Genomic DNA, 24,473 nt, shown 5'->3' on the forward strand with positions numbered 1-24,473 from the left:
CCGCCCCCGCGGGGTCAACCGCCCTCGCGGACCAGCGCGGGGTCCGCCGCCCCGGCGGGGTCGGACGCCGGGAGGCCCGCCTGCGCCTGCTCGGCCTCCGGGCCGGTGGGCGCGGCACCGGCTGCCGGGCGCGCGCGGTCGCGGAACCGGTCGCGGAACCGGTCGCGGAACCGGTCGCGGAACCGGTCGCGGAACCGGTCGCGGAAGCCGGTGAGCAGGCGGCCGACCGCCAGCCAGAACGGGTCCGGCAGGAACACCGAGTCCCCGATGATCATCGCGGCGGAGAACACCGGCAGGCCCATCAGCAGCGCGATGCCCAGGTGCATCGCCAGCAGCAGGACCAGCAGCACGTACTTCAGGCGCTTGCTGAAGACGGCGAACGGAAAGCCGAGCTGGACGAAGACGGTGAGGTACGCGATCAGGCAGATCTCGACCGAGTTGCCGGTGGCCAGGTCGGACAGGCCCGGCCAGACCCGGAACCAGTCCACGTGCATCGTGTAGTAGAGCGCGGTGCCGTTCTGCCAGGTGCCGCCCTGCACCTTCCAGAGCGCGGCGGCCCCGTAGATCACGCACATCTGGCAGCCGACGACCAGCACGGCCGCGTTGTGCACCAGGGTGACCGCCCGCCGGCGCAGTTCGGCCAGTTCGGCCCGCACCGTCCCGGTCGGCGGGCGGCGCGGGGTGCCGCGCCGGGCGCGGCGTCGGCGGTCCAGCGAGAGGCGCTGCCCGCAGGCGGTGAAGACCAGGTAGATGGACATCAGTTGGAGGACGCTGTCGCCGCCGTCGCCCAGGAACACGTCCCGGGCGGTGAACGAGGTGACCACCAGCATGAACCCGACCGAGGTGAAACGGGTCCACAGGCCGGCGGCCATGGCCGCGCAGATCGCCAGGGCCAGCGCGTAGCTGAGTTCGAACCGGGTGTCGTTGCCGGTCGCCAGCAGCAGGTTCCAGGACCTGACCCAGCCGTACCAGTCGGCCGCGTGGGCGTACTGCCGTGCCAGTGCCGGGGTCCACGCCGCGTCGGGCCCCCACAGCTGCTCACGGTTGGGGAACTCCCGCAGCAGGAAGGCCAGATAGGTGAGCGCGTAGCCGATCCGCAGGACCGCGCTCCCGTACAGCGCGATCGGACGGGTGGTCAGCGACTCGTACCTCCCGGCCACCCGGGCGGTGATGGTGGAGATCATTTCGCGCTGCCCTCCTGACTGCGCAGCGTCCACCAGGGCAGGGTCTGGGGGGCGTCCGCGACGGGGGCCGCGTGGCCCGGTGGCTCCAGCGGTGTGTTCGTCACCCGGAGCTGGACGCCGGAGAACGGTCCGGGCCCCGTGCCCGGGACGCGCTGGAGCACGATGTTCACCAGGTACTGCTGGAGCATCAGTTGCAGCGAACTACCCGGCTGGCTGCCGGTGTAGGAGTTCCAGGCCATGCGCAGCTCGTTCTCGTTGGCGTGGCTGGGCATCGGGTCGTGCCGCACCGCCGCGTAGTCGATGGCGGTGAGGTCGACCCAGGGGCTGACGGCGCCGTCGGCGGAGCGGACCCGCGCGGAGATGTCGGTGTTCGTGGACTGCGGATCGGGAGCGAAGAGCTTCCAGTTCTGTGCCAGCCAGGGCTGGGTCCACCATCTCAGCTCGGTCGCGTAGCGCTGCGAGACGGTGTTGGGTGGCGCCGCGTCGAAGAAGATCGCGGTCAGATGGACGGCGGTGACGGCCGAGACCAGCAGCGCGACCACCGCGAGTACCGCCTTGGACCAGCGGGAGAGCCGGACCGGCTCCGGCCGGTCAGGTTCCGTCGGGTCAGGCTGCTCCGCCTCGCCGTACGACATCGCGAATCCCCTCGGTGACTGGCCGACTGGCCCCGCGGTGGCAACCGCCGCGGTGGCCGACCCGGCTCGGGTCGAGCGGCGGGGGCCGGGGCACGCCCCGGTCAACCGGGACTTCCCGGCCCCCGCCTTCGGATCTTCAGACCTTCGGATCAGACCGCGGCGGATTCCGGCTGGGTCCGCTCACACCTCACCGACCGGTGCCGACGCGGTTCACTCGCCGTCGTCCTCGTCGTCGCCGCTGCTGTCGTCGTCGCTGCACACGGGGGGCCTGTTCGCCGGGGCGATGGCCTGGACCAGGACATGGGACGAGCTCGACGCCAGGCTGTTGTACTGTGCGGCGGCGCCGTGCGCCGCGATGACGGCGTCGCAACCCCCGCCACCGCCCGAGTCGCCCCCGTCGCCCGAGTCCCCGGCGTCGGCGGAGCCGTCGTCGTCGCTGCTGTCGTCGGCGGTCGCGGTCGTGCTGTCGTCGCTGTCGTCGTCATCGTCGACGACGGTGGTGCCGCCGTCGTCACCCCCGTCGACGTAGTCGAGGAGTTCGAAGATGTCCCCCAGTTCGTCGAGGATGTAGTCCCAGATGTCATCGATCACGTCGGTGATGTTGAAGCTGAAGACGCCCTTGACGCCGACGTTTCCGGTGAAGCCCACGGCCCCCTCATCGGCGATGGTGCTGACGGAGAAGGCCGATGACCCGTCCGAACTGATGGTCAGCGTGCGGCCCTCGACGGTGGCCCCGATCGTTCCGCTGAACGTGCCGTTGTTCCAGGAGTAGTCTCCTCCCGCGTTCACGGTGACCACCGAGCCCGCGCTGAGGCTCGCGTTGACGTAGTCGTAGAGGCCCGGCTCAGGGGTGGTGCCGGAGTACGCGCCCACGACGCCCTCACCGCCGACGCCCACGCCGACGCCGATCGCGACGGTCAACTGGCCGGTGCTGGGGTTGAACCAGAACTCGATGCCGCCCCCGGGACCGTCGTAGAAGCTGAAGCCGCCGCGGATCCCGACCGCCGGGGCGGAGCCCCCGGAGCCACCGCTCGTGGTGGTTCCCGCCGGCTGTACCGCCCCGAGGGCGACCAGGTGGTTCTGCGCCACGGGGACGACCTGGGCCACCGGCCGGGTGTGGGCGGACGCGCTGGGGACCCCGCCGTGCAGGCACACGGCGGTGAGTACCGCCGCGGCGGTGGCCCCGGCCGGCCAGCGCCAGACGCGGGACCAGGTGGTGGCCCTTGCCTTGGCACCGGCCTTGGCACCGGCCTTGGCACCGGCCTTGGGACCGGATAACGAAGCCGGGACGTAGCCCGGCTCGTCGGAGTGCTGTTCCATGTCTCTCCTTCAGGCTTACTGCGGAAGCTAGGAGCAGGGAAAATAGAGCAGCAGAGGGAAGAGACGGGCGTGCTTGCGCTCCAGCACGGTGGCCCCGGATGACGTCGTGGCAGAGCTCAGCCTCGGCTAGCGCGGACCGATCCCCACCCGACCCCCCGCCGACTCCCCGGTGATCGCAGGGAGAGACGGTCCTGGACTCCACACGCGTTGGCGGGCAACCGGCCTCGCCCTACGGCTGGTATGACTTTGGCAGTACACGTACAGCCGACGCAAGGGGGCACCGCTGCCACCGGGTCGCCAAATCCCGCCAATTGCAAGGGAGTTGGCGCAATCGTGGGTGGCCGGTCGGACCGCCCGGCCGCCAAGTGGGCCGCTACCTCCCCTGTGGGCGAAGGGAGTTGAGGGACCTCGGTTGCGAAACGGTGACATGGCCAAGATCAGTTGACGACGATCCTACGTAATGCTTCTCATGTCGCCACGAGAACCGAGTACGAGTCCCGGGGTGATCGACACATCCCACGTGCACACCACGGAACCCAAGAATCCTGAGGCCTGATCATGTCCATCCGCGCCCGCATCGCCGCCGCCGTCGCCGTCGCCGCCACCCTCACCGCGATGGCCCCGGTCGCCGCCTTCGCCGCCACCCCGGCGACCCGGCCCGCGGTCACGTACAGCCTCGGTGCCCCCAGCTCGAACGCCCCGCTGACCCCCGGCGGCAAGGCGGAGACCTTCGTCCTCACCGCGACCAACACCACCGGCAAGGCGCAGGGGTTCGAGCCCACGTTCGCTGCCTTCGGGCAGGGCCCGGTCGGTCTGCTCCGCTCCGACGTCGAGCTCAGCGCGGTCCCGCTGCACGCCCCGGCCAGCACGGTCAGCTACGGCGTCCAGCACGAGTCGCTGTTCGGCGGCCTCTCGCCCAAGGGCGGCACGCTGTACCGCTCCGAGTTCACGATCCCGGCCCACGCCACCTACACCTGGAAGTTCTCGATCGCGGCCGGTCGCACCTGGCAGGCCAACGACAGCGACATCGCGTTCTCGCTGATGGACAACAGCAACCCGGACTCGGCGATCAACGCCCTGCGCACCTTCAAGGTCGGCGGCGCGAACACCGGCGGCCCGGTGAACCTCGCGTACAGCGGCCACAAGCTGGTCCTGGACAGGTTCGAGAACGTCGACATCACCCTCACCAACCACAGCGGGGCGCGGCTCAACCTGCCGGTCACCAACTCGCTCAACTTCACCGCCTTCACCGAGGCCAAGAACGTCGTCAAGCCCGCGGCCAAGACCGCCGAGTTCCAGCTGCTGGAGAACGGCCACTGGGTCACCCTCGGCAAGGACCTCGTCCTCCCGAAGCTGACGGGCCTGGCCAACGGAGCCTCGGAGACGTACCAGCTGCGGGTGCGCCTGATCGGCTACGAGACCAGCATCAAGGGCGGGACCACCGAGTTCACCATCGGCGACATCGCCTGGACCCCGGGCCGCGGCGCCGTCGCCCGCGGCAGCGAGGCCCTCACCCTCGCGAAGAGCTGATCGTCCTCGGCAACCCCGAAACGGCCGGGCCTCCTTGAGGCCCGGCCGTTTCGTCCGCCGGGCGGGGCGCGTCAGCCCTGGTGCGGCTTCGCGGAGATGATCTTCACCGAGGCCTTGCGGCCGTTCGGCAGTTCGTAGCTGGCGGTCTCGCCGACCTTGTGCGAGTCGATCGCCCGGCCCAGCGGGGACTGCGGGGAGTAGGTCTCCAGGTCGTCGGAGGTCGCCTCCCGGGAGCCCAGCAGGAAGGTGGTGGTGTCGTCCTCGTCGCCGTCCCAGGCGATGGTGACCACCATGCCGGGACCCACCACGCCGTTGTCGGCGGGGGCGGCGCCCACCTGGGCGCGCTCCAGGAGCTGGTTCAGCTGGCGGATGCGCAGCTCCATCTTGCCCTGCTCCTCACGGGCCGCGTGGTACCCGGCGTTCTCCTTGAGATCGCCTTCCTCGCGGGCCGCCTCGATCTTCTGGGTGATCTCGGCGCGTGCAGGACCCGACAGGTGCTCCAGCTCGGCCCGGAGCTGGTCGTACGCCTCCTGGGTGAGCCAGGTGACGTTTTCGCTGGTCTGGGTCACAGGTGCTCCTCGTAGGTACATGGAAAGAGGGTGGTTACAAATCAACGCCCGCATCCGGGGTGATCTGTTCCCCGGAAGGGGCGAAACCACGAGTCTAACAATGTCCGGCCGTCCGATGGGAGTGCCCACGCACGAGGAGGAGCCAGGTGGGAATCACTGGGATGACTGTGGCGCGGGTGGTCAGGAGGAGCAGCTGACCAGTTCGCCGGTGGTGCCCAGGCCGCTGGTCTTCAGGTCGACGATGGTGTCGTAGGTGCTGTCGGCCTTGGGGATGGCCACGGTGACCCGGCCCACCTCGTTGCCGTTGGCGTCCCGCGAGCGCACCGTGCAGTTGCCGGCGCTGCCCGCCGACTTGGTCACCTGGAGGTGTATCAGCACCTTCGAGGAGGAGACCACCTGGAACGCCTCCACCTCGCCGTTGACCGAGGACTGCAGGACGTAGGCCGTCGAGAGACCGGCGACCAGCAGCACGGCCAGCGCGGAGACCACCTGGTACCAGCGCTTCATCCGCCGGTCGGCCGCCGCCGGGTCGGCGCCGTAGCGCCCGGTGGGGGGCGTCAGTGGAACTGCGCCCGGGGTCGTAGTGCTCATAGGACTTAAGCCTCCTTCGCGGGGACCGCGAAATATCCGCGGGGCTCCGTCCGTCACTATAGAAGGAGGCAATACCGACGAAGGGCTTTGGGGCGTTGACTGAGCAGTTGCGACTGATGGCGGTACACGCGCACCCGGACGACGAGTCCAGCAAGGGCGCGGCGACCATGGCCTCGTACGCGGCGCGTGGCGTCGATGTCATGGTGGCGACGTGCACGGGGGGAGAGCGCGGCTCGATCCTCAACCCGAAGCTCCAGGGCGACCCGTGGATCGAGGCGAACATCCACGAGGTGCGGGCCAAGGAGATGGAGGCGGCCCGCGAGATCCTGGGCGTACGGCAGGCATGGCTGGGCTTCGTCGACTCCGGGTTGCCCGAGGGGGACCCGCTGCCGCCGCTGCCGGAGGGCTGCTTCGCCCTCCAGCCGGTGGAGGTGGCGACCGGGGCCCTGGTGCGGCTGATCCGCGAGTTCCGGCCGCATGTGATCACCACCTACGACGAGAACGGGGGCTATCCGCACCCGGACCACATCATGACCCACACCATCTCGATGGCGGCCTTCGACGCCGCCGGCGACCCGGACGCCTTCCCGGAGGCGGGCGAGCCGTGGCAGCCGCTGAAGCTGTACTACAACCACGGCTTCTCGCTGGACCGGATCAGGGCCCTTGACGTGGCCATGGAGGCCCGGGGCCTGGAGTCGCCGTACAAGGAGTGGATCGCCCGCTGGGAGCGGGGCGACCGCAAGCCGCGGGAGATCACCACCAAGGTGCCCTGCGGCGACTTCTTCGAGGTCCGTGACCGGGCGCTGCTGGCACACGCCACGCAGATCGACCCGGACGGGCCGTGGTTCCGGATCCCGCTGGAGATCCAGCGGGAGGTCTGGCCGACCGAGGACTACGAACTGGCCCGCTCCCTGGTGGACACCACCCTGCCCGAGGACGACCTGTTCGCGGGCGTGACAGCCGACATCGTCCCGGCCTGAGCCCGGCCGGGGGCACTGTTCCCGCCCGCGCCGACCCCGGGTCGGGGCGGGCGGGGAACAGCGGCCGGTCGGCTGGGGGTCGGCGGCCGGTCGGCTGGCGGTCGGCTGGAGGTTGGCTGGGGGTTTGCCGGACACACCCACCCCGGTACCGGAGCCTGCGGGCGGTAGGGGGACGATAGGGGCATGACCGAGACCCTGTACCACCCTGCCCTCACCACGCTCGCCCTGGATGACAACAAGGTCACCCCGGGCGTCCTGGGCTTCATCGTCTTCGCCGTGCTCGGCGTCGGCACCTGGTGGATCCTCAAGGCGATGAACCGCTCCCTGGGGCGCGTGAACTTCGTGGAGGAGCCGGAGGAGCCCACCGAGAAGTAGTTTGCGCTCCTCTGCGCCCCTCACGCTATTGCACATCAGTTGCAACTGCATATCCCCACCCTCTAACGTTGCCGCGACGGGACGGGACAGCAGGAGGGGTATGCCATGGCGGGCAGAGTCGCACGAATACGCGGCGCGCTGAGTCGGCGCGAGTGGGCCCGGATGGGCGGCATGGCCGCCTTCATCGTCGCGCTCCACGTCGCGGGCTTCTACACGCTGCTCGCCATCGTCAGCCCCGCCCACTACCACGTGGGCGGCCAGGTCTTCGGTGTCGGCATGGGCGTCACCGCGTACACCCTCGGCATGCGCCACGCCTTCGACGCCGACCACATCGCGGCCATCGACAACACCACCCGCAAGCTGATGGCCGACAAGCAGCGCCCGCTGTCGGTCGGGTTCTGGTTCTCCCTCGGTCACTCCTCGGTGGTCTTCGGGCTGTGCGTGCTGCTGTCCCTCGGCGTCCGCGCCCTCGCCGGGCAGGTGGAGAACGGGTCCTCGACGCTCCAGCACTACACCGGGATCATCGGCACCAGCGTCTCCGGCGCCTTCCTGATGATCATCGCGGTACTGAACACCGTCGTCCTGCTGGGCGTGGTCCGGGTGTTCCGCAAGATGCGCACCGGTGACTTCGACGAGGCCGAGCTGGAAGCGCACCTCGACAACCGGGGCCTGGTCAACCGCATCCTCCGGCCGATCATGAAGACCATCACCAAGCCCTGGCAGATGTACCTGGTGGGCCTGCTGTTCGGGCTGGGCTTCGACACCGCGACCGAGGTCTCGCTGCTGGTCCTCGCGGGCGGCGCGTCCGCGTTCGCGCTGCCCTGGTACGCCATCCTGTGCCTGCCGGTGCTGTTCGCGGCCGGGATGTCGCTGCTGGACACCATCGACGGCTCGTTCATGAACTTCGCCTACGACTGGGCCTTCTCCAAGCCGGTCCGCAAGGTCTACTACAACATCACCATCACCGCGCTCAGCGTCGCGGTCGCGGTGCTGATCGGCGGGGTGGAGCTGCTCGGGCTGCTCGCCCAGCAGCTGAACATCACCACCGGCGTGCTCGGCTGGGTCGCCGGGATCGACCTCAACAACGTCGGCTTCGTGATCGTCGGGCTGTTCGTGGTGACCTGGGTCGGGGCGCTGCTGTTCTGGCGCTTCGGCAACGTCGAGGAGAAGTGGTCCCAGGGGCTGCGCGAGGCCGAGGCCTCCTCCTGAGCGCTGAACCCCCTGGGGGCAGGGGAGAACCAGGCGCGATCGTGGTCCCGCCGACCGCCGTGGGCGGGTCCACGACCGTCCTGGTTGCCTCCGGTCCACCGGTCCCCGGAGCGGTGCGCCCCCCTGAAGCGCACCGTCCCGGGCACCAGTGGGCCGGACCTGGCCCATCCTCACGGACCCGCGTCTCACACGCATAAGATCGCCGCAACAGGGGCCCGCCCCCGGCTCAGTCCGTCGGCGCGGGCCGTTCGGTGACGGTCGCGGCGAGGCTGGCCGCCACCACGCAGGCGAGGCCGATCAGCTGCACCGGCACCAGCTTCTGCCCCAGCACCAGGAAGCCGATCAGCACCGCCACCCCCGGCTCCAGGCTGGTGAGCACGCCGTAGACCCGCCCTGACAGCCGCCGCAGCGCGGTCATCTCCAGCATGTAGGTGGCGACCGGGAACAGCAGGGCCACGCCCAGCCCCTGGGCCAGCAGCTGCCAGGGCCGGTCCGAGTGCTGGAGGCCGTGCCAGGCGCTCGGGCCGCCCACCGGCAGCACCGCCAGGGCCGCCACACTGATCGACACCGCCAGTCCCTGGAAGCCCTCGAAGGCCTGCCCGACCGCCTTGGTGAAGATGATGTACACCGCCCAGCACAGCGCCGCCGCCGCCGCGAACAGCAGCCCCAGCCGGTTGAGGTGGCTGCTGCCGTGCAGTCCGCCGCCCGCCAGGCAGAGCAGCACCACGCCCAGTCCGGCCAGCGCCGCCCAGCCCGCGTGCGCCAGTCGGCGGGAGGAGGCCAGGGCCACCCCGAGCGGTCCCAGGAACTCGATGGTCGAGGTGACGCCCATCGGGATCCGCTGGATCGACGCCGCGAACAGCAGCGTCATGCCGCCGGAGGCGATGCCCAGCAGCGCCACCGTGAGCAGCTGCCGGGGGGTCTTCCCGGCCAGGCTCGGCCGCGCCAGCGCCAGCAGCAGCACCGCCGCGATCACCAGTCGCAGTGAGGTGGCTCCGGACACGCCGAGCGGTCCGAACAGCGAGGTGGAGTAGGCCACCCCGAGCTGCACCGTGAACATGGCGCAGATGGTGAGCAGCGGCGCCGGGATCCGGTCGGACAGCCGGGCGGGCGGCGCCGCCGTTACGGCCGCCGGACGCGCCGGGGCGTCGGCGGCGGTGCCGGGGGAGTCACCGCCCTGGTTCAGCGTCCCGCTCATGACCGTCCCCTCTTCGTGGCCGACTCGCGGCCTCATCGTGGCTTGCCCGTGGTCGTGCTCATGGCAGTCGATTCAGAGTGCACGAACGACGGTGGTCCGGTCCACCCCGGACCGTCCGCCAGGCAGCCCGTGGGCGTCGCACCGGCCGTGCATAGGATCGTCCTGCTCGGCTGGTCGGCGGCCGGCCGGTCGAAGGGGGAGGACGTCGTGCGGTTCAACCTGCTGGGCCCGCTGACCGTGGACACCCCGGCGGAGCGGATCGTGCTGCGGGCGGGCATCCCGCGCAGCCTGCTGCTGCTCCTGCTGCTGCACGCGAACACGGTCGTGTCCGGCGGACGGCTGGCCGAACTGCTGTGGGGGAACGAGCAGCCGACGGTCGCGGCGGCGGGGCTGCGCAACCACGTCTCGCGGCTGCGCCGCCAACTCGGCCCGGAGGCCGGAGCGCGGATCCGCACGGTCGCCCCGGGCTACCTGGTCGAGGTGGACGAGGGCGAACTCGACGCGCGGGTCTTCACCGACGCCTGCCGCCGGGGCCGCCGACTGCTCCAGCGCGGCGACCTCGCCGACGCCACCGAGACGCTGTCCGACGCGCTGCTGCTGTGGCGCGGCGAGCCGGGTGCCGACCTGCCGCCCGGCGCGGACGTCCAGGCCCAGCTCCAACAGCTCGGCGAGACCAGGCTGCTGGCGCTGGAGGGCCGCGTCGAGGCGGAGCTGCGCCTGGGCGGCCACCGTGAACTGGTCCCCGAACTACGGGCGCTGGTCGAGGCGCAGCCGCTGCGGGAGTCGCTGCACGGACAGCTGATGCTCGCCCTGTACCAGGCCGGACGCCAGGCCGAGGCGCTGGACGTCTACCGGGAGCTGCGGCGGACCCTGATCAGGGAGGTCGGGGTCGAGCCCTCCGCCCCGGTCCGGGAACTGCACCGCCGGATCCTCGGCGCCGACCCCACCCTGCCCGGCTCTGACCGGGTCGCCGCCGTCACCGGGAGCGGCCCGGGACACTCCGGCAGGCCCGCCCAACTCCCGGCCGACACCAGGGCGTTCACCGGACGCGGGCGGGAGGTCGAGGCGCTGGTGGCGCTGGCCCCGAAGGCGCCGCGCGGCGGCGGGCCGGGCACGGTGGTGATCGCCGCCGTCGACGGGATGGCGGGCATCGGCAAGTCCGCGCTGGCGATCCACGCCGCGCACCGGCTGCGCGCCCGCTTCCCCGACGGGCAGCTCTTCATCGACCTGCACGGGCACACCCCGGGCATCGCCCCGCTCGCCCCCGAGGACGCGCTGGACTGGTTCCTGCGCTCCCTCGGCGTGCCGCCGCAGCTCATCCCGCAGAGCCTGCACGAGAAGGCGGCGTGCTACCGCGACCGGCTGGCCGACACCCGCACCCTGATCGTGCTGGACAACGCCGCCGGGGTCGCCCAGGTCCGCCCGCTGCTCCCGGCCACCCCGGGCTGCATGGTCCTGGTCACCAGCCGCAGGCGGCTCACCGGCCTGGACGACGCGCACGCGCTGGCGCTGGACCTGCTGAGCCACGCCGAGGCGGTCGCCCTGCTGCGCAGCGTCGCCGGACCGGACCGGCTGCCCGGCGACGACCCCGCGACCGCCGAGCTGATCGCCCTGTGCGGCCACATACCGCTGGCGCTGCGGGTCACCGGCGCCCGGCTGCGCCACCACCCGGCGCTGCGGCTGGAGCACATCGTCGAGCAACTGCGGTACGAGCGCGGCCGGTTGGACTACCTCCAGGACGAGGACCGCGACCTCACCGCGGTCTTCGACTCCTCCTACGCCGCGCTGCCGCCCGCCGAGCAGCGGCTGTTCGGCCGGCTGGCCCTGGTCCCCGGCCCGGACGTGGACACGGGCGCCGCCGCCGGTCTCACCGGCACCGACCGGCGGACCGTCGAGCGGCTGCTCGAATCCCTGCTGGACCACAACCTGCTCGCCCAGCACACCCCCGGCCGCTACCGCTTCCACGACCTGGTCCGGCTCTACGCCAGGACCCTGAGCGACGTCGAACCCGCCGCCGAACGCGACACCGCCCGCGACCGCCTGCTCGACTACTACCTGCACACCGCCCAGGCCGGTGACCGGCACCTGCTCCGGTTCACCCGCCCCGGCCGGACCCCGGCCGCGGCCGTGTCCCCGGCCGCGCCCCGGCTGGACAACCGGGCCGCCGCCCTGGCCTGGATGCGCGCCGAGCGCCACAACCTGCTCGCCGCCGCGCAGGTCATGACCGAGACCGATCCGCCGCGCGCGATGGCGCTCATCGCGGCCCTGGACTCCTTCCTGCAACAGCAGGGCCCCTGGCCGCTGGCCATCGCCCTGCACCGGACCGCCGCCGACATCGCCCTGGCCCACGGCGACCCGACCCTCGAAGCCAACGCGTACCACGACCTGGGCCGCGCCCACATCCTGCTCGGCGGCTACCCGCTCGCGGCGGAGGCGCTCGGCCGGGCGCTGGAGCTCTACCGGAGCCAGGGCGACGGGCTGGGGGAGGCCAACACCCTGCACGTGCTGGGCCGGGTCCGGCACATGCGCGGCGACTTCCCGGCCGCCGTGGAGTACCAGGAGCGGGCGCTGGAGCTCTACCAGGGCCTGGACGACCGGCTCGGGGAGGCCAACGCCCTGCACGACCTGGGCCGGACCAGACTGATGACCGGCGAGGCCTCGGCGGCGGCCGTGCTGGAGCGGGCGCTCGCCGTCTTCCGGAGCCTCGACCACGGCTCCGGCGAGGCCAACACCCTGTGGAGCCTGGGCCGGGTCCGAACGCTGACCGGCGACTACCCGACCGCGACCGCGCTGCTGCACCGGGCCCTGGCGATCTTCCGGGACCTCGGCAGCCGCATCGGCGAGGCCAACAGCCTGCACGACCTGGGCCGGGTCCAGCGGACGAGGGGCGACCACCCGGCCGCGGCGGCGCTGCTGGAGCAGTCCCTGGCGATCTTCCAGGACCTCGGCTTCCGCGCCAGCGAGGCCCACTCCCTCTCCGAACTGGGGCGGCTGCGGTGCGCCGACGGCGCCTACCAGGACGCCGCCGACCTGCAAGAACGGGCCCTGGCGAGCTTCCAGGCGGTCGGCAACCGGCAGGGCGAGGCGATCGCGCTGCAACAACTGGGCCGGATCCGGCACGCGACCGGTGAGCGGGCGCGGGCGGCCGGACTGCTGGAGCGGGCCCTGGCGGTCTTCCAGGAGCTCGGCGACCGCCAGGGCCAGGCCGAGACACTGCTCAGCACCGCCGCCCTGGTCGCCGACACGGTCGGCCCGGCCGAGGCGCTGGTCCGCTACCGGGCGGCCCGGGACCTCGCCCGCGAGGTGCGCAGCCCGCTGGACGAGGCCCGGGCGCTGCGCGGCGCCGCCCGCTGCGCCGCGCGCACCGGGGACCGCGCCGCCGCCCTGGCCGACCTCCGGCAGGCGGTCGAGCTCTACCAGGGGCTCGGCGTCCCGGAGGCGGCCTCGGCCACGGCCTGCCTCAACACCCTGCTGTCCGGCCCCAGTTAGGCCTGTGTGGCGGGAGCGGTCGCTGGTCACTCCCGACACCGGGGCCGGCCGCCCGGCCCGCGCCCTGATCCGCGGGACCAGGAGTGGCAGGGCGAGTCGCAGGGCGGTGAGTCCCGGTCACGGCCCCCGGGGCCGGCCCCGGGCTCAGCCGAACTGGCCCGGCTGGTAGTCACCGGCGGGCACCTGCAGGATGACGTTCATCCGGTTGTAGCTGTTGATCAGGGCGATGAGCCCGACCAGGGCGGCCAGCTGCTCCTCGTCGTAGTGCTTGGCGGCGGCGGCCCACACCTCGTCACTGACCCCGCCACCGGCGTCGGCGAGGCGGGTGCCCTGCTCGGCCAGCTCCAGCGCGGCCCGCTCGGCCTCGGTGAAGACCCTGGCCTCCCGCCAGGCCGCGACCAGGTTGAGCCGGAGCGCGGTCTCCCCGGCCCGGGCGGCGTCCTTGGTGTGCATGTCCAGGCAGAAGCCGCAGCCGTTGATCTGGCTGGCGCGGATCTTCACCAGCTCCTGCGTCGCGGCCGGCAGCGTCGACCCGGCGATGGACTTGCCCGCGGAGTTGATGTACTTCAGGAACGTGGTCACGGTCGGGCTGCCGAAGGGGTTGAGACGGGGTTCCATGGTGCTCTCCCTACTGGTGTCGACTCGCTGGAGCGGCGTGCTGGAGCGGCGTGCTGGATCGACGGCTACACATATGACCGAACCGGCCGCCGGAATGTGACAGCCGGACCGCCCCGCCGAGGGTGACCTGCGTCTCACCCACCCGACCCCGGATGGCGGCCTCCGAGGGCTGTCAGCGGCCGTGTCAGAGCCGTGACAGACCCGTGTCAGGACCGGCCGGGAAGGTCGGGGCATGAGTAGTTCACAGATCGCGGTCTCCGGACTGCGCAAGGCGTACGGGGAAAAAGCCGTCCTCGACGGCATCGACTTCGAGGTCGCGGCGGGATCGGTCTTCTCGATGCTCGGCCCCAACGGGGCGGGCAAGACCACGACGGTGAACATCCTGACGACGTTGCTGAGGGCCGACGCGGGCACGGTGCGCGTCGCCGGGTACGACGTGGCGACCGAGACCCGGCGGGTGCGCGCCGCCATCGGGGTCACCGGCCAGTTCGCCGCGGTGGACGAACTGCTGTCCGGCCGGGAGAACCTGCGGCTGATGGCGGACCTGAAGCGGGTGCGCTCCGCGGACCAGCTGGTCAACCGGCTGCTGGAGCGGTTCGACCTGGCGGAGTCGGCGGCGAAGCTGGTGTCGACCTACTCCGGCGGGATGCGCCGGAAGCTGGACCTGGCGATGACGCTGGTCGGCAGCCCGCGGATCATCTTCCTGGACGAGCCGACGACCGGGCTCGACCCGCGCAGTCGGCGCACCATGTGGGAGATCGTCCGCGAGCTGGTGGCCGAGGGCACCACCGTCTTCCTCACCACCCAGTACCTGGAGGAGGCCGACCAGCTCGCCGACCGGGTCGTGGTGCTCGACCAGGGCCGCATCGTCGCCCAGGGCACCCCCGAGGAGCTCAAGCGGCAGATCCCCGGCACCCACGTCCGGCTCCGGTTCACCGCCGTCCACGAACTCAACGCGGCCGCGCGGATCCTGCCCGGCGCGACCCGGGACGACGCCGAGCTGACCCTGCGGGCCCCCACCGACGGCGGGTCGAGGGCGGTCCGGGCCGTGCTCGACCAGCTCGACCAGCACAACCTCAGCGCCGAGGAGTTCTCCGTGCACACGCCGGACCTCGACGACGTCTTCCTGGCCCTGACCGGCCACCCCAGCGAAGCGGCGGTCACCTCATGAGTACCCTCTCGACATCCCTCGGCGACTCGGCGATCATGCTGCGCCGCAACGTCAAGCACACGGTCCGGAACCCGGTGGCGGTGTTCCAGGGGGTGCTGTTCCCGATCGTGATGATGTTCATCTTCGTCGGCGTGTTCGGCGGCGACTTCAGGGTCCACGGCAGCTACGTCGACTACGCGGTGCCGGGCCTGACCGTGATGGCCATCACCTACGGCCTGGGGCCCACCGCGACCGCCGTGAACGACGACATGACCAAGGGCATCATCAACCGGTTCCGGACCATGGACGTCTCCCGTGGCGCGGTGATGACCGGTCACGTCGTCTCCACCTCGGCACGCAGCCTGATCGCCGTCGCGGCCATCATCGGCGTCGGCCTCGCGATGGGATTCCGGTCCCAGGCGAGCCTGCTCGACTGGCTCGGCGCGATCGGCGTGCTGCTGCTGCTCGCCTTCGCCACCAGCTGGCTCACGGTCGCCATGGGGCTGGCCGCCAAGAGCGCGGAGTCGGCGGGCATGGCCACCGTCCCGATGATCATGCTGCCGTTCCTGAGCAGCGCGTTCGTTCCCGCCGACACCATGAGGACCGGGATCCGCCAGTTCGTGGAGTACCAGCCCTTCACACCGATCATCGAGACGCTGCGGGGACTGCTGGCCGGCACGCCGTCGGCGGGCAACGCCGCTGCCGCCGTGGCCTGGTGCGTCGGGTTCGGACTGGTCGGCTACCTGTGGGCGGTCGCCTCCTTCAGGAAGCGAGCGTGACCGCCGCCAACTCGGACCAGTCCGCGCGCGTCCCCTCCCCGACCGCCTCGGCGAACCCCGCGTCGCCGAGGCGGTCCCGCGCCGCCCGCTCGATCCGGTCCACGTCCGGGTGCGAGCGGTCCGGCAGCCCGCGCACCCCGACACTGGCCGCGAGCAGCCGCGCCGCCTGCGCGTGCTCCGCGCGGCGCAGCGCCAGGTCCGCGACCCGACCAGGATCTGTGCGATCAGCGGCGCGTGCCCCGCCTCGGCCGCCGCCTGGCAGGCCGCCGCCCGGTGCCGCCGGGCGTCGCCCAGGTCCTCGGCGAGATAGCCGAGCAGGTCGTGGGTCACCGCGCGCAGGCTCGCCTGCTCCGCTTCGGCACCCAACAAGGACTTGGCGAGCTCCAGTTGCTGGCGCGCCTGCCCGAAGTCACCGCTCCAGCGGGCGAGTTCCGCCTTGGTGAGGGCCAACTCGGCCAGCGCGTCCGGCCAGGCCACCCGCTCCGCGCACCGCTGCGCCTCGGCGAGCGCCGCCGCGCCGGCCGCCCGGTCGCCCAGCAGCCAGTACAGCTGCGCCTGCCGCGACCGCATCCGGATGACGTCCTCGCTGGCGCCGACCTCGGTGACCACCGCGATCGCCTGCTGGTAGAGCTCGCAGGCGTCCGCGAACTCGCCGCGCACCGCGATCCGGTCCGCCAGTTCGGACAGGGCGAACGAGATCCCGAACCGTTCGCCGATCGCCCGGAACTCGGCCAGTGCCGTCTCCAGGTGCGCCTCCGCGTCCGTGCCGCCCTGGCCGCGCATGATCCGCATCTTGCCGAGGTGCAGTCGGGCCAGCGCCCGGGCCCAGGGGTCCTCGGCGGCCAGCATCGGCTCGAACGCGGGCAGGAACGCGTCCGGCGCCCGCAGCATCTCCTCCAGCGGGGCGATGAACCCCATCAGCGGGTGGCGGCACTGACTGCCCTGGCTGTACCGGTACGCCTGGTGGATCCACCGCGCCGCCTGGTGCTCGTCGCCGCGCCCGGAGGTCACGAACATCACCACCAGGGCGTACACCGTGGCCCTGACCTCGTCGGTGACCTCGCCGGGGACCTCGATGGCCGCGGTGATCAGCTCCAGGCCCTCGGCCTTGTGCCCGCTGAGCCACCAGTACCAGCCGGCGGCGGCCGCCAGCCGCATCGCCGCCTGCGCCTCACCGGCCGCGAGCGCGCCGCGCGACGCGGCGCCGATGTTGTCGTGCTCGGCCTCCAGCACGGCGAGCCAGTGCAGCTGGTCGGCGCGGCGCAGCTGCGGCTCCGCGGCCTCGGCGAGTTCGGTGACGTACGCCAGATGCGCGCGGCGGGCCAGGTCCGACTCCTCCGCCTCGGCGAGCCGCTGTCCGGCGTACTCCTGGATCGTGCCGAGCATCCGGTAGCGCGGCGCCGTGTCGCCCGCCGTGACCAGCAGCGACTTCTCGACCAGCGAGGTGAGCAGGTCGAGCACCTGCCGCTGGTCGACCCCGTCGCCGACGCAGACCCGCTCGGCCGCCTCCAGGCTCGCCCCGCCGGAGAACACCGAGAGCCTGCGCAGCACCATCCGTTCGGCTCCGGTGAGCAGTTCCCAGCTCCAGTCGACCATCGCCCGCAGCGTCCGGTGCCGCGGCAACGCGGTACGGCTGCCGCTGGTCAGCAGCCGGAACCGGTCGTCGAGCCGGTGGGCCAACCGGTCGACGGACATGGTGCGCAGGCTGGCCGCGGCCAGTTCGATCGCCAGCGGCATCCCGTCCAGCACCCGGCAGACCCGGACCATCGTCGCCAGCGTGCCGGGATCGGCCGCGAGGTCCCGGCGTACCGCGCCCGCCCGGTCCCGCAGCAGCTGGACGGCGGGGGAGGACTCCATCTCGGCGCGGGTCGGGTACGCGTCCGGCAGCGCCAGCGGCTCGACCAGCCACAGCGCCTCGCCGGTGATGCCGAGCGGCTCCCGGCTGGTCGCCAGGATCCGCAGCCGTCGGCACTCGCCCAGCACCCGGTGCGCGAAGGCCGCCGCCGCCTCGATCACGTGCTCGCAGTTGTCCAGGATCAGCAGCGCCTCCCGCTCCCGGACCGCGGAGATGAGCCGGTCCGTCAGCGACGCGTGGGGCGCCCCGCCGAGCAGCGCGTCGCGCAGGCCGAGACCGGCGAGCGCCGCCTGCGCCACATCACCGTCCGTGCCGATGGCGGCGAGTTCCACCAGCCAGGCCCCGTCCGGGAGGTCGCCGAGGAGGGTGCGCGCGGTCTCGGTGGCCAGCCTGGTCTTCCCGGCGCCGCCCGGCCCGATCACGGTGGTGAGCCGGTGCGCGGTGCTGAGCTCGCGGACCGCGGCGACGTCGGCGCCCCGGCCGACGAAGCTGGTCAGCTCGGCCCGCAGGTTGGTCCGGCGGCCAACCTCTGGCTGCCCCAACTCGCCCCGCAGCAGCGCGACATGCAGCGCGGCCAGCTCCGCCGAGGGGTCCACGCCGAGCGCGTCGGCCAGGGCCTCCCGGGCGCGCTGGTACACCAGCAGTGCCTCGCTCTGGCGGCCGCCCGCGACCAGCGCGCGCATCAGCGCGGCGACCAGCCGTTCCCGAACCGGGTGCGCGGCCACCAGGTCGGTCAGCTCGGTGACCAGCTCCGCACCGCGGCCGAGGGCGACCTCGGCGTCCACCCGCTCCTCCACGGCGGTCAGCCGCAGCCCCTCCAGCCGGACGACCGCGGCGTCGAACGCGCCGCTGTCCGGCAGCCCGACGTCCTGCATGGCCGTGCCGCGCCACAGGTCCAGGGCCTCCCGCAGCAGCCGTACCCGCGGCGCGCCGTCCTCGGCGCCGGCCCGGCCCGCGGCCAGCAGCCGTTCGAACCGCACGGCGTCGACCGCGTCCGGCTCCAGCCGCAGCCGGTAGCCGTCCGGCTGGCCCTCGACCACCCCGTCCGGCAGCGCCTTGCGCAGTCGGGAGACCAGGCGTTGCAGGGCGTTGGTGGCATCGGCGGGCGGGTGCTCCCCCCAGATCCAGTCGACCAGCGAGGCCTTCGGGACCACCTGCCCCGGCCGCAGCGCCAGCGCGGCCAACAGCCCGCGCAGCCGCGCGCCCGGCACGTCGGCCAGACCACCGCCGTCCGTACGAACCTCGAATGGACCCAGCATCGCGATCTGCACCCGCTGATTTTGGCACGGCCGTCCAGACGCTCCACGGCCCCACCGAGGCCGCAGCCATGCCGAATTCGCACAAGTAACCGGGAAGTTGAATACACTCTCGCTCATCCGGGCTGCCGGGTAAGGGAGATGGGGAGTGTACGGATGAGCACGGACGACCTGGGGCAGGACCAACCGTTCAGCGCCCGCATCCGGCAGGACGTACCGCACAGCGCCCGCATGTACGACTACTTCCTCGGCGGCAAGGACCACTACGCGGTGGACCGCGAGGCGGCCGAGCGCGTGCTTGAGGTGTTCCCCAACATGAGGTTGGCGGTACGCGCGAACCGCTCGTTCATGCGCCGGGCGACCCGCGCGCTGGCGGAGCGCGGGCTGCGGCAGTGGCTGGACATCGGCACCGGCATCCCCACCTCCCCGAACCTGCACGAGGTCGCGCAGGGGTGGCGCCGGAGGCACGCGTGGTCTACGTCGACAACGACCCGGTCGTGCTCGCGCACTCCCGCGCGCTGATGACCAGCACCCCGCAGGGCCGGACCGCCTACATCCACGGCGACGTGCGCGACCTGGACGCGATCCTCGGCGACCCGCAGCTGACGGAGGCGCTCGACCTCGGGCAGCCGGTGGTGCTGTCGATGGTCGCGCTGCTGCACTTCGTCCCCGACCTGGACGAGGCGCTCGGCCTGGTGAACGCGCTGCTCAAGCCGCTGCCGCCGGGTTCGGCGCTGGTCCTCTCGCATGCGACGGCAGACCTGGACCCGGAGGGCGCGCCGAAGGTGCAGGAGATCTACAACCAGGTCGGCACCACGCTCCGGCTCCGGTCCCGCACCGAGTTCGGCTCGTTCTTCGAGGGCCTGGAGCTGCTGCGACCGGGCATCACCACCGCGCACCGCTGGGACCCGGACGGCACCGGCGTCGACGGCCTGGACATCACCGCGACCGACGCCCAGGTGTCCTTCTACGCAGGCGTCGGCATCAAGAAGTAGCCAACCGTCCTTCGACGCTGCCAGACGCCTCCCAGAAGGTCGCCGATGAGCGGGAACGGCCGGGCCGCAACAGGCCCCGCTCTCTCCGGTGGGCGAGGATGGTCGCATGACGAACCGCTTGGGTGGCACGACCTCGCCGTATCTGCTTCAGCACGCCGAGAACCCGGTCGACTGGTGGCCCTGGGGGCCGGAGGCGTTCGAGGAGGCTCGGCGGCGGGATGTGCCAGTACTGCTGTCGGTCGGGTATGCCGCTTGTCACTGGTGTCAGTGTAAGCACCGAAGCATGAGCTTCTGACCTGGTGCTATGGCAGGTGGTAGCGCTGTGGGTGCCAGCAGTGACGACTGGGATGCGAGGATCGACGTCTGGGCGGAGGAGCAGCTCGCCCTCTCGCCTGACTGGTCTGCGGAGAAGTGGGAGTGCAGCCTCGCGCTGTTGGGCGTGGAGAAGCCGGAGTAGGGTCACGTCTCCGGGTAGCTCGCCGGGCGCGTTTGCAGGTTCGCCCGGCGGCACCGTGAGAGGACTGCTCCGAGCTGCCGGGGGCCCGGGCGGGGCGTCAGCGTATGAGGCAGGCCGGGTGTCCATTGCCGACGATCACGCAGGGTGGGCGCGGGGCACGGACTGGACGATTGGCCGTGGTCTTGTCGGGGGTGGGCAGTATCGTCGGGGGTATGCAGGAGCACTGGGGAGATGAGCGAGCGGCGATGGTCGTGCTGCTTCGCCGTGCCCGCACGGAGCGGCAGGAGCAGGAGGTTGTGGCGCGGGTAGTGGAGGTCGGCGGTGCTTGGCGGCTTCTGGGGAAGGAGCCGCCTTCGCTGTTTGGTGGTACTGCTGACGAGGAGCTTCCTGCTGCCCGCGCGGAACTGGAACGCTGGGCGGCGCAGGGCATTGGGGTGCATACGCTGACCGAGCCGGACTACCCGCAGCAGCTGAGTAGCGCCTTCGATGCGCCGGGGTTGGTTTTCACCCGTGGTGCGGTGCAGCCCGATGATGCGGGAGTGGCGGTGGTTGGCTCGCGTCAGGCCTCGCCCCAGGCGCTGGCCGATGCGGGCGCCATCGCCCGCGGGCTGGTCGCGCGCAAGCTGAGCGTGGTGTCCGGCCTTGCATCGGGTATCGACACGGCGGCGACGGCGGCCGCACTAGAAGCGGGTGGCCGCGCGGTCGGCGTGATCGGTACCGGCGTTTACCACGCCTACCCGCCGGAGAACCTCGGGCTGCATCGGCGAGTCGTTGCCTCGGGACTGGTGCTCTCCCCGTTCTGGCCAGACACTCCGCCGTCGAAGACGACCTTCCCGCGCCGGAACGGCACGATGTCGGCGTACAGCCTGGCCACGGTGATCGTGGCGGCCGGCCCGCGTAGCGGTACGCGCATCCAGGCGCGTAAGGCAGTCGAGCACGGCCGTCCGGTGATCCTGCTCCGCTCCGTTCTCAACGGGAACGACTGGGCGCATGAACTGCTGGACCGGCCCGACGTCCATGTCGCGGAGGATGTGGACTGTGTCCTGGGAATGCTGGACGACATCGTTCGCCGCCCGTCGGACGTTGACCGCCTGCTGCGGGATCTCGTCGACCTGCCGTGACGGGTGACCCCAGGGAGGCGCGTGCCGCCGAGATCATCTCCCGAACCAGGTTCGTCGATCACTTCCTTGCTCCGGTCCGATCCGTTCACGGCATCTGTGAGGTGTGTGCTGAACCCCTTGTCGGCGGCGGATCACGGTGCGCTACCTGCGCGTCCCATGCTCGGAAGGCAGAGGCTCTGGGGGTGCCGACGGCGGACCGTGTCGTTTTCGCGGCGTACTCGGTAGCGGCCCGTCAGTCGGATTGGGACATGCACCGCTACAAGGCCGCTGCATCGGGTCCGACGAACCCCTCGTGGATGCGGGCGGCGGGGCTGGCTGCGTACTTCGGCCTGATGCACCGCGCCTGTCTGGACGCCGGACCGGCCGGGCCGGTCGATGCTTTCGCGATGGTGCCCTCGCTCAGCGGCCGGCCGTTGCCGCATCCGCTCCAAGCCCTCGTGGACTACCTGCTGCCGGGCGTTCAAGCCGTCCCGCTGGCCGCGTCCACGGCGGATCGGGGAGACCGTGATCAGCGGAGGGCCTTCCAGCCCGACTACTTCGACGTGGGCGATACGGGCGTGGTCCGTGGTCGTCATATCGTACTCGTCGACGACACCTGGGTGACCGGTAGTCATCTCCAGTCCGCAACAGCAGTCCTGCGACAGGCAGGCGCGGCACACGTGACGGGCCTGGTGCTCGCCCGCCGCCTGCGTCCGGACTGGGGAACGAACGGTATTTTCATCGCCGAGCAGCTCGCCCGTCCTTACGACGTCACGGCCTGCCCGGTGGGCGGGCATGCCGAATGCTGACGCTATGGGCGCGAGTCTGTGGTCTCTGCCGTGAGCAGATAGACAAAAATCTCTGAGCAACGAGCCTGGCCAAGTATGTGGTTGGCGAGCAAGAGAAAACACGACATTGCGTATCCCGCAACATGGAAGTGTGAATTTCAGATAGGTCAACCCTTGAGTTTCATTGAAAGAATGCGCGTCAATTGATAAGAGCGAATTCGACGCGAGCTCAGGTCGGACGAATTTCGAATACCCGAGGTGTATTCTTCAATGATCTTCTCGACCTCCTCGACAGTAATGCCGAGCGCAGCTGCAAGGGAAGTTACCGCGCTAGCAGATTCCCCATTCTCTCCGTTGCGTTTCTTTGATGATACGGCACGCTGGAAAAAGTCCAGAAGATCCCGAATCTGCGCCCTTTCTGTCACGCTTGCGCTGCGGAGCTCTTCGCGCAACTGCCAAGAGGCATGTAGCAGTGTGAACATGTCGACGATGTTCGACCATCTGGTCCGGCCGACCCATTTGATGGTTTCGCCGAGGATTGTTAGCAGCTCCAGAAACTCTACCGAGCGATCCTGATAGTCCTCGAAATCTGCAGAGATCGTGTCATATCGTTCGTCGAGCTCAGTTTTTTTGTTGGATAGCCCGAAGATACAGGTGCCGAAGACCTCCGCATAGAATTCAAGGTCGCCTCCTCGCTTGCGCCGCTCGCCACTGAAAACGCCCGACGTTTCGCTGATTGGGTGAGCTGCGCAGTCTTTGAGGAAATCATTGAATGGGCCGGGCAGCAGGGCATTTCGCAGCTCCTGCTCCGTGAGGACCATATTGACCCTGTTGACACGAGCGAAAACTGCACGCACAAACTCGTCGGCGAGATTGGAAAGGCGCCGAATCGGGAAGCGGTACTGGAAGAACTCTTGGCGGACATCGTCGGGAAGTTCCCTGAAGAACTTTCCTTCGAAACTCTTGCTTAGCTTCTCGTCTTCCAGTCCGTCCAGTGGGAATTTATTGGTTAGGAATTCTAGCAGGGAGGTGAGGCGCTGCTGGCCGTCGACAACGGATGCAGTTTGCTCCCCTTCTGGTGATGTCTCATATGCGAGGTAGATCTCCGGAATCGGATACCCGAGTAGGATGGTTTCCATCAGGGACACCTTGGCGCGTTCGGGCCAGACGGCCTGGCGCTGATACTCAGGCTGGAGGATTAGCTCGCCAGATTTATCCAGTGATCGGAACTCTGCCACCGTTTTCGACTCGATCTCGAACTTGAGCCCGTGATCAGCCATGATCTACGCCCTCCTCGATTGCACGATCTCTTGCGATATTAACGCTTTTTACTTGATAATTTCGGAGTGACCCGTGGTTGCGATATAGTCGATAGTTTACCTCGCAGTTGCTGAAGGTCTCGCCGAGGTCCTGGATAAAGATATCTCTTGATCGGGACCATTGCTCACCGAAGGACAGTCGAGGCAGTACGATATCAAGGGCGATACATTCCTCGAAAACAAGCTTCCGCAAGTAGTCCTTGGTGCGGTTTGGAAATATTTTCTCAGCGATTATTCTCCGAAGTTCCCTCCAGGCTCTGTCAAATAGTTCCGGCGAGATAACTGCAATATCTAGGTCCGAGCCGCTGTGGAACTTCCTGAAGTTCTTCTTTGGATTCAAGGAATAGCCAAGGCGAGCACTGCCGACCAGTTGCACAGCCATTGGATCAACGCCTAGCTCGGTCGCAACGAGATGCCTCCATCTGATGTAGCTGAGCTCTTGGGGCCAAGCCGCAGGAGTTCCGTCGAATAGCCTGGCCGTCACAAAGAAATCAACTTCCCGTCCCAGTGAACTGAACTCCTTCCAGAATTCAGGTAGCCCTGAAGCATCGTTCATCGTATCCCCTTGGTGAGTATCGAAATTAGCGTGCAAGTGCTACGGTCATTACACCTGCGCCGCACCAAGTTGAAGGTGATGCAGTTCGGGCCGTCGCCTTGACTGCGTGGTCTCCCAGGAAATCGTGCATGAACAGTACCGCGTTTCGTCATACTCCAGGTGCAGATCTATCCGATCGGTCTCTCGATACTGATCGACACCGCTGCTGGCCCGCCAGTTTCGATCACTCACATGCGCGCACCGGTGTGAGGGGCTCGACTGGGATGGCCGTTTCGTGGCAGTTGGATCTATCGGCTGCGTGTTGCCGAGGGTGGAGGTCGGCTTCAGCGAGTGGGGGTGTTGCTGTCTTCTCCCTCCTGGTGTTGCGGGGTCGGCGGCGGCGATGTTGATCGAGCATGCGGAGGGCCTCGATGCGTTGCCAGGCGGCGGGCAGTGGATGGACCCTGTGGCGGACCCCCGACGCTCTCACATTGGATCAGCTACAACAGAAGTTATACGCCGAGTAGCTGGCCTGTGTATC

General features: G+C 70.1%; 19 protein-coding genes and 3 pseudogenes. 12 read left to right on the forward strand and 10 right to left on the reverse strand.

Annotated features, from left to right (window positions below; all coding sequences use genetic code 11):
• Positions 1-14 precede the first annotated feature (14 nt).
• From GXP74_RS04745 to GXP74_RS04755, 3 genes are all read right to left on the reverse strand, one after another.
• Positions 15-1,184, reverse strand: coding sequence for an HTTM domain-containing protein (locus GXP74_RS04745; RefSeq protein ID WP_182450159.1), 1,170 nt, complete (start codon positions 1,182-1,184; stop codon positions 15-17).
• Positions 1,181-1,819 (reverse strand): DUF5819 family protein, encoded by a 639-nt coding sequence (locus GXP74_RS04750; protein WP_182450160.1) that lies wholly within the window; start codon positions 1,817-1,819, stop codon positions 1,181-1,183. Before GXP74_RS04750 ends, GXP74_RS04745 begins: the two co-directional genes overlap by 4 nt.
• 210 nt (positions 1,820-2,029) lie before the next feature.
• On the reverse strand, positions 2,030-3,139 hold the full coding sequence (locus tag GXP74_RS04755; protein WP_182450161.1) for a hypothetical protein: 1,110 nt from the start codon (positions 3,137-3,139) through the stop codon (positions 2,030-2,032).
• A 558-nt stretch (positions 3,140-3,697) separates the two neighbouring features.
• Here GXP74_RS04755 and GXP74_RS04760 point away from each other — a divergent pair.
• A complete protein-coding gene (locus GXP74_RS04760) occupies positions 3,698-4,669 on the forward strand; it encodes a hypothetical protein (protein WP_182450162.1) in 972 nt (323 codons plus the stop codon).
• A gap of 71 nt (positions 4,670-4,740) precedes the next feature.
• On the opposite strand, the gene greA is transcribed toward GXP74_RS04760, so the two are convergent.
• Entirely contained in the window at positions 4,741-5,238 is a 498-nt protein-coding gene (gene greA / locus GXP74_RS04765) for a transcription elongation factor GreA (protein WP_182450163.1), read from the reverse strand.
• A 180-nt stretch (positions 5,239-5,418) separates the two neighbouring features.
• Complete coding sequence (locus GXP74_RS04770) at positions 5,419-5,829, reverse strand: DUF4307 domain-containing protein (RefSeq protein ID WP_182450164.1); 411 nt, start codon at positions 5,827-5,829, stop codon at positions 5,419-5,421.
• A 95-nt stretch (positions 5,830-5,924) separates the two neighbouring features.
• Here GXP74_RS04770 and mca point away from each other — a divergent pair, with 95 nt between their 5' ends.
• The 3 genes from mca (at position 5,925) to GXP74_RS04785 (ending at position 8,393) form a co-directional block, all read left to right on the forward strand.
• Positions 5,925-6,809 carry a mycothiol conjugate amidase Mca gene (gene mca, locus GXP74_RS04775; protein ID WP_182450165.1) on the forward strand — a complete coding sequence of 295 codons (885 nt, stop codon included), beginning with the start codon at positions 5,925-5,927 and terminating at the stop codon, positions 6,807-6,809.
• A 183-nt stretch (positions 6,810-6,992) separates the two neighbouring features.
• Positions 6,993-7,184 (forward strand): hypothetical protein, encoded by a 192-nt coding sequence (locus tag GXP74_RS04780; protein ID WP_182450166.1) that lies wholly within the window; start codon positions 6,993-6,995, stop codon positions 7,182-7,184.
• A 105-nt stretch (positions 7,185-7,289) separates the two neighbouring features.
• Positions 7,290-8,393: a HoxN/HupN/NixA family nickel/cobalt transporter gene (locus GXP74_RS04785; protein ID WP_182450167.1), complete on the forward strand. Its 1,104-nt coding sequence runs from the start codon at positions 7,290-7,292 to the stop codon at positions 8,391-8,393.
• 226 nt (positions 8,394-8,619) lie between these two features.
• On the opposite strand, the gene GXP74_RS04790 is transcribed toward GXP74_RS04785, so the two are convergent.
• Positions 8,620-9,591, reverse strand: coding sequence for a DMT family transporter (locus GXP74_RS04790; RefSeq protein ID WP_182450168.1), 972 nt, complete (start codon positions 9,589-9,591; stop codon positions 8,620-8,622).
• Positions 9,592-9,798: 207 nt separating this feature from the next.
• Here GXP74_RS04790 and GXP74_RS04795 point away from each other — a divergent pair, with 207 nt between their 5' ends.
• Entirely contained in the window at positions 9,799-13,080 is a 3,282-nt protein-coding gene (locus tag GXP74_RS04795) for an AfsR/SARP family transcriptional regulator (protein WP_182450169.1), read from the forward strand.
• A 144-nt stretch (positions 13,081-13,224) separates the two neighbouring features.
• Here the strand turns inward: GXP74_RS04795 and GXP74_RS04800 are convergent, their stop codons facing one another.
• The gene (locus GXP74_RS04800; RefSeq protein WP_182450170.1) at positions 13,225-13,698 is read right to left on the reverse strand and encodes a carboxymuconolactone decarboxylase family protein; all 474 of its coding nucleotides are present in this window, start codon (positions 13,696-13,698) and stop codon (positions 13,225-13,227) included.
• Positions 13,699-13,930: 232 nt separating this feature from the next.
• Between GXP74_RS04800 and GXP74_RS04805 the strand changes: the two genes are divergently transcribed.
• Both GXP74_RS04805 and GXP74_RS04810 read left to right on the forward strand, forming a co-directional pair.
• Complete coding sequence (locus GXP74_RS04805; RefSeq protein WP_182450171.1) at positions 13,931-14,869, forward strand: ATP-binding cassette domain-containing protein; 939 nt, start codon at positions 13,931-13,933, stop codon at positions 14,867-14,869.
• Positions 14,870-14,904: 35 nt separating this feature from the next.
• A complete protein-coding gene (locus GXP74_RS04810) occupies positions 14,905-15,627 on the forward strand; it encodes an ABC transporter permease (protein WP_370468531.1) in 723 nt (240 codons plus the stop codon).
• On the opposite strand, the pseudogene GXP74_RS04815 reads toward GXP74_RS04810, so the two are convergent.
• A pseudogene (locus GXP74_RS04815) lies at positions 15,611-18,753 on the reverse strand (BTAD domain-containing putative transcriptional regulator). The gene GXP74_RS04810 and the pseudogene GXP74_RS04815 sit on opposite strands and share 17 nt — an antisense overlap.
• A gap of 141 nt (positions 18,754-18,894) precedes the next feature.
• Between GXP74_RS04815 and GXP74_RS04820 the strand changes: the two are divergent.
• The 5 genes and pseudogenes from GXP74_RS04820 to GXP74_RS04835 all read left to right on the forward strand — a co-directional run bounded on the left by GXP74_RS04820 (position 18,895) and on the right by GXP74_RS04835 (position 22,099).
• A pseudogene (locus tag GXP74_RS04820) lies at positions 18,895-19,733 on the forward strand (SAM-dependent methyltransferase).
• A 106-nt stretch (positions 19,734-19,839) separates the two neighbouring features.
• Positions 19,840-19,998, forward strand: a pseudogene (locus tag GXP74_RS04825) (DUF255 domain-containing protein); the annotation flags it as partial.
• Between the two features lie 57 nt (positions 19,999-20,055).
• Positions 20,056-20,190: a hypothetical protein gene (locus GXP74_RS41405; protein WP_255528080.1), complete on the forward strand. Its 135-nt coding sequence runs from the start codon at positions 20,056-20,058 to the stop codon at positions 20,188-20,190.
• A 212-nt stretch (positions 20,191-20,402) separates the two neighbouring features.
• Positions 20,403-21,311, forward strand: a complete 909-nt coding sequence (locus GXP74_RS04830) for a DNA-processing protein DprA (protein ID WP_182450174.1) — start codon at positions 20,403-20,405, stop codon at positions 21,309-21,311.
• Positions 21,312-21,559: 248 nt separating this feature from the next.
• Complete coding sequence (locus GXP74_RS04835) at positions 21,560-22,099, forward strand: ComF family protein (protein ID WP_182450175.1); 540 nt, start codon at positions 21,560-21,562, stop codon at positions 22,097-22,099.
• 146 nt (positions 22,100-22,245) lie between these two features.
• Here GXP74_RS04835 and GXP74_RS04840 read toward each other — a convergent pair whose 3' ends face one another.
• A complete protein-coding gene (locus GXP74_RS04840; RefSeq protein ID WP_182450176.1) occupies positions 22,246-23,358 on the reverse strand; it encodes a DUF262 domain-containing protein in 1,113 nt (370 codons plus the stop codon).
• Entirely contained in the window at positions 23,351-23,953 is a 603-nt protein-coding gene (locus GXP74_RS04845) for a hypothetical protein (RefSeq protein WP_182450177.1), read from the reverse strand. The genes GXP74_RS04840 and GXP74_RS04845 overlap by 8 nt, the downstream gene beginning before the upstream one ends.
• Positions 23,954-24,473: the final 520 nt, after the last annotated feature.

The sequence above is a fragment of the Streptacidiphilus sp. P02-A3a genome (assembly GCF_014084105.1).
Lineage (GTDB): Bacteria > Actinomycetota > Actinomycetes > Streptomycetales > Streptomycetaceae > Streptacidiphilus.